General features: G+C 60.0%; 2 protein-coding genes. Both read right to left on the reverse strand.

Annotated features, from left to right (window positions below):
- Positions 1-143: 143 nt before the first annotated feature.
- Complete coding sequence (locus ABD919_RS13995; protein ID WP_345236639.1) at positions 144-1,994, reverse strand: T9SS type A sorting domain-containing protein; 1,851 nt, start codon at positions 1,992-1,994, stop codon at positions 144-146.
- A 68-nt stretch (positions 1,995-2,062) separates the two neighbouring features.
- Positions 2,063-5,194, reverse strand: coding sequence for a fibronectin type III domain-containing protein (locus ABD919_RS14000; RefSeq protein WP_345236640.1), 3,132 nt, complete (start codon positions 5,192-5,194; stop codon positions 2,063-2,065).
- Between the last annotated feature and the right edge of the window lie 354 nt (positions 5,195-5,548).

Below are 5,548 nucleotides of genomic sequence, written 5' to 3' on the forward strand. Positions count from 1 at the left end.
TGGCGTTCACCAACAGATATCGACTCCCAATTTAAGCCAGGAGGATGTCGACCGCTATTGCCCCACACTTTTTGATGCTCTCCATGGATAAAAGAAGTGCCGCTAACTCAATGTTAGCGGCACTTCTTTTAAAAAACAGGTGGTTAACGTTTCGTTAAGGTTGTATATTGTGTACGTTTATCGGTGGTGAAACGTAACAGATAAGTGCCTTCTGCCAAGGCTTGTTTTGGATGCCAGGTATAGGTCGGAGCTAAGGCATCGGCCGGCGGCAGGTGAATGTCCTCCACTACGCGACCCATAAGGTCACACACCACGATGCGCTGCGCACGCTCCCCTGGCTCCAGGCCGAGGTTTAATTGTACAGAAGTTGAAAATGGATTAGGATAGGCTTCAAACACCGCTTTCCGGCGCGATGGGCTGGCTTCATTTCCTTTTTTGACCTCTTCGGTATGGATTGGGCCATTTCCAACCATGTTCCGATAAATCCCTCCACCCCCGCCAAAGCCAAAGGTTATCGTTTCCTTATAGCTTACTCTACTCGCAAATTCGTCAAAGAAGAAGTGAGCCGAGGGGTTATCATCCGTCCCTTGTATATTCATATACCGGGCAGCAACGCTAGGGGCAAACTGATTGCCTTTATCGGCTGTGTTCACGCGGCTGTAACCAACACTGGTAAGCAGAATACCCTTGAACAGAGAACGTGCCCAGATATCTTTCCCGTATCCTGTACCTGCCAAATCGTAATCCTTTCCGGTCCAACTCACGATGTAGAAGTCGCCACCTGAATTGGTGCGGTTGTAATAGGAAACAACCGGTTCTGTGGCAGGGAGGCTGTTGGTTCCGATTACCAATGGCATGCTCACGGTTTTGAAAGCGCTACGAAAAGCTGAAGTAGAAGAGTTCACAGGACTTTTCCCAAAGTTGCGAATTTCCATGTAAGTCCTCAACCCAAAACCTTCTTCGCAAGGATGGTCTTTCCAATCCAGCACCACTTCCACATCCTCCGGGTGTATGGGGTTTCCGGATGCCGCAATCCGAGGCGTTCCAATGCTTGCCCCTTTGCTCTCATCCCAAGTATGGGAATCGACTAGTTGAGCTGGGCCACATTCGTCAAGGAATCTGAATTGCCGTACAACAAGCGACTCTTCCGCATCAACTGGCGTAGTAAGAGGCAAGGCGTAGCTGTTGATGTAGACCACCGAGATAATTCCGGATGCTCCCACCGCAACATCAGGATTTAAGCATTGATTAAACAAGATAGGCGGATTGTCGGAAGTAGCGTGGTCACGAGAAGCCAACCATCCGCGATATGACGTGCAGTTTTTTAAAGTGCCGTCGGTATAACCAGCCAAAACGTAACTGTCCGCAAATTGAATAGCTGGCAGCGTATAAGTATAACCCGGCGCAGGATAAGACGGGCTCTGGACGTTGATGACGGTTTTCTCCTGTGAGGACTCTTGCCACACAATGCCAACTTCTCCATTGGAATTGGCATCAATGTTTGGCGAAGAGTGGGTGCGAATAGAGGAACTCCCTCCTAACTCGCGTGGGGTACCAACCTGCTGGAAAAAGTCATGTGTTATTGGGTCCCACTGGTATACATCCCAGAACGTCTGAACCTTGCCGTTTATGGTTTCTAAGTACACTAAGTTGCAATAGAGCCTATTGTTGTAGAAAGCCATTACAACATCGGGGTCACTCAATGCTCCCCCGTTGGGGGCAGAAATTAGAAACCCACCTTGGCCATTGAAGCCATTGTTTTCCGTCCATGATAAATAAACACGCCCAGGAGCAGTTTCCCAAGTCATTGCTTGAAGATAGCGCCCATCAGTCTTAATGGCATCGGTTCCGGTATGCGCCAAATTAGTCGCAGGAGAACCATTTACGGGCAGGTAGTCAGGACCCGCGGGTGGGTAAAAAATCTGAGCGTTGCTTGTTATCGCAAGCGATAGCAAAGCCAACGTACTCGGGGCAATCAACCGAAGAAGTTTCATGAACAGAAGTGATTAGTGAAGAAAAAAGGTGCATGGCGTTAGTTATTACCCCGCAGAAAGGGTCGGGGTCATTGGATGAGTAGGCGTTTGCGCACGGCGCCCTGCAACGTGGGGACCTGCACGATGTAGAGCCCCGGCTCCAGGCCGACCAGGTTTAAATGAAGTTCTTGCCCGGAAGCGGGAAGTGCATACGTCGCCTTTTCGGTCCCTAATACCGTAAATAGCGTCACGACAGCACCCATTTGTCTCAGGCTTTTCGGAATGAATACGGTCGCGTTTTGCTGGGCCGGGTTGGGGTACACCTGGATTTGTTCCACAGCCGCAGATGCGGCTGTGGCCAGCGGGGTGCAGGTGACGGACAGGGCCAGGTTGCCCGACAGCGGGCCGGCACTGCTGTTGATGAAGAAGTAGTATTGTACACCCGCTTGGCTGTTAAAAAACAGGGTGCCGCGCCGCGTTTGCGTGCAGCTAAGGTCGCTGATATTACTGCCGATACACGTCAGGCCGGCGCAACTGCCCTGCAGCACGTTAATGGCCGCATTGAAGGTAGTTCCCGGGTCGCACAGGCTGACGCGGATGCGGTCCCCGGTGCCCGTAAAGGTGTAAAAGACACCGGTATGGGGCGGTCCTACACAGTTGGGCAAAGTGGTAGGTGCCGCGTTGGCCGGCGAGCCAATCAGGGTCTGGCCGCATTGAATGGGCAGGGCCCCGCTGCAGTCGTTGTTGGCTGGAGGAGGTGGGGGCGTCGTGAACGTAAATACTACGGGGGCCGACTGCCCCCCGGCGGTGCAGTTCGTGGCCACTGCCAAGGTATACGTTGTACTAGGCTGCAGGCCCGTCAGGCTCACCGACGACCCCGTGACGGTCTGAGTGGTCGGGGACCCGCCCTGGGGCGTAAGCGTCAGCAACAGGCCAGAACTGCCCGCCGGCGGCGTAAAAGCAACCAACACGCTGGTGTGTCGCAGGTTCTGCAACTGCATGTCCGCGACAGCGTTACAAACGGGTACAGGTGCCGTCAGGCAAATGGTGAACGGTCCCGGCTGCCGGGCGCCGGTACTGACGCGCACGAAGTACCGCGTGTTCGGCGTCAGGCCCCGCAGGGTCAGCGGCGGCGCCGGCTGGTCCTGGGCGAAGGGGTTCAAGGCGCAGGCCACGGCCGTGCGCGGGTCCGTGCAGGAGGCCGCGGTAGTCACTTGCACACTGTTAGCCGTGGCGCCCGTAACCGTCACCAGTACATCGGTGCTACCCGCCCCCGTCCCCGGGGTAGTGAACGTAAACCACACGTCAGCCGGGCCATTGTAGCAGGTGACGGGACTGCCAAAAGTCTGGGTGGCCCCGGCCAGGGTCGCATTCGTGGGCTGGCAGGTGGCCGTGATGGTCAGCGGCACGGCCCCGCACACATCGTCGTTGGCCACGGCCTGGGGCTGAAACGCCCCCGGGCCGCTGCGCGTGCTCAACCCGCCCGCGCCGCAGTCACGCGTCACGTAGAAGTGGTACGCCTGCCCCGCCGTCAGCCCCGTGGCCGTGTAGGTAAGGGCCGTCAGGCTCGGTACCACAACGGACCCGGCCGCGCCCGTGCCCGGCGCGAAGCCGGCCGGGCCGTACTCGACCGTGTAGGTGCCCCCGGTGCCCGGGGCCGACCAGCTCAGCTGCACCGCGGTGGTGCTTTGCAACGCGGCCGTTAGGTTGGCCGGGGCCGGGCACGCCGGGGGCGGCGTGGCGCACAGCGTGAACGGACCCGTTTGGGCCATGTTGAAGGTGCCCGACACGGCCACGTAGTAGGTGGTGTTGGGCGAGAGGCCGGCCACGACCAAGGGCGGGGCCAGCGCATTGGCCGCCGCCGCGCTGCTGCACCCGATTTCGGTGAACGGCCCGGCCGCCCCGTTGGGGGCGCGGAACACACGTACCAGCCCAGCCGTGGGCTGGGGAGCGCCGGCATGCGTGTCCACGGTTAAGGTGGCACCTTGACTGGCCAGGCCCGTGGCAGCCGTGGTGAAGGTAAACCAGACGTCCTGCGGGGCCGGGTTGGAGGCGCCGCAGGTCGGGGCGCCGTAGCCGTTGGCCGGGGTCGAGGTGGCCCGGGCGGTGGTGCCGGTCACGGGCTGGCAGGTGGCCGTCAGGGGCAGGACCACGGCCCCGGCGGGCTCGTCCTGGGGGTTGCCCGTCGTGAAGGTGCGGGTAAGGACGCCGCCCAGGGCCCCACCCGCGCAGGTGGCCTGTAGCGTGAGGGTATACGGCGTCAGCGGCTGCAGGCCCGTGAGCATAATGGGCGGCGCGGAGAAGGTTTGGGTGGTTGTGCCCCCGCCTTGCGGGGTCAGGGTGACGGTGTAGCCCGTGTTGCCCGGACCCGGCGCGAAGGCTAGCTGCGCCGTGCTGGCGGTGATGCCGCCCAGGGCCAGGTTGATGGGGTCGCCGCAAGCGGGTGGGTCGCTGACGCAGGCGGTGAAGGCGCCGGGCGTGGTGTTGAACGTGTACCCGCTCACGCGCACGAAGTAGGACGTGTTGGGGCGCAGCACCCCCACCACCAGAGCCGGGGCGGCGGTATTGGCCGGGCTGCTGGTGCAGGCCACCTCCGTAAAGGGCCCGCTGCAGGCGGCGGCCTCGAAGAGGCGGAGCTCATTGGCCGGGGCGCCGGCCACGCGCACGGTGGCGCCGGTGCTGGCCGGTCCGGTGGCGGCCGTGGTGAAGCGGAACCACACGTCGCGGGGCAGCTGCTCCCCGCTACAGCCGGGGTTGGTGTAGCCGGCTGTGGGACTTTCGGTAGCCCCGAGCGTGGTGCTGGCCGTGGGCTGGCAGTTGGCGCCACTCAATGGCAGCACTGTGGCCGTACAGGGCTCGTCGTTCAGGGCCACGGTCCGAAAGGTCACGGTGGCTGCGGCCGTCTGCCCGCCGGCGCAGTTGCTGACGACGGTGACGGTGTAGGTGGTGGCGGGGGACAGGCCCGCTAGGGGCACGGGCGACACGGTAGGATTGGGCGAGACGGTCACCACGGTGCCCGAGCCGGGGCTGGTGTAGCTCACGGTGTAGCTCGTGGCCGAGGAACTGGCCGTGAAGGCTAGTTGTGCGGACGTGCCGCTGATGGCGGTCATGGCCAGGTTAGTGGGGGCCGCGCACTGGGCGTGCGCTTCCGCGAGGCTGAGCCAGGCCAGCATCAGCAGGAACACTCTAAAAAAGACGGGTAGCGTAGCGGTTTTTTTCATGAACAAGGAGGCGTAGAACACAAGGGTAGGACAAGCTAGTGTCGCGCTGGCAGACGATTACTGTCTGGGGCTAAATGTACTAGAAGAGCAGTCCCGTTCCTAATTAATATTCAATGGCTTCCTAGGTGGTCATTTTTGGCGACAGCGGGCTGCACGTCTTTGGCAACACTGCAGATGGGAGGTATGTGCGAAAAGGCGTAGGCCAGCCCTAAGGCCCCTTTCAAGCCTTGACGTGCTATTTTTTCCGTTTCCTGAGAGCCCCCCTACCTAAGGAGAGCATCAAAAAGTGTGGGGCAATAGCGGTCGACATCCTCCTGGCTTAAATTGGGAGTCGATATCTGTTGGTGAACGCCA

The organism is Hymenobacter saemangeumensis (assembly GCF_039541835.1).
Classification (GTDB): domain Bacteria; phylum Bacteroidota; class Bacteroidia; order Cytophagales; family Hymenobacteraceae; genus Hymenobacter; species Hymenobacter saemangeumensis.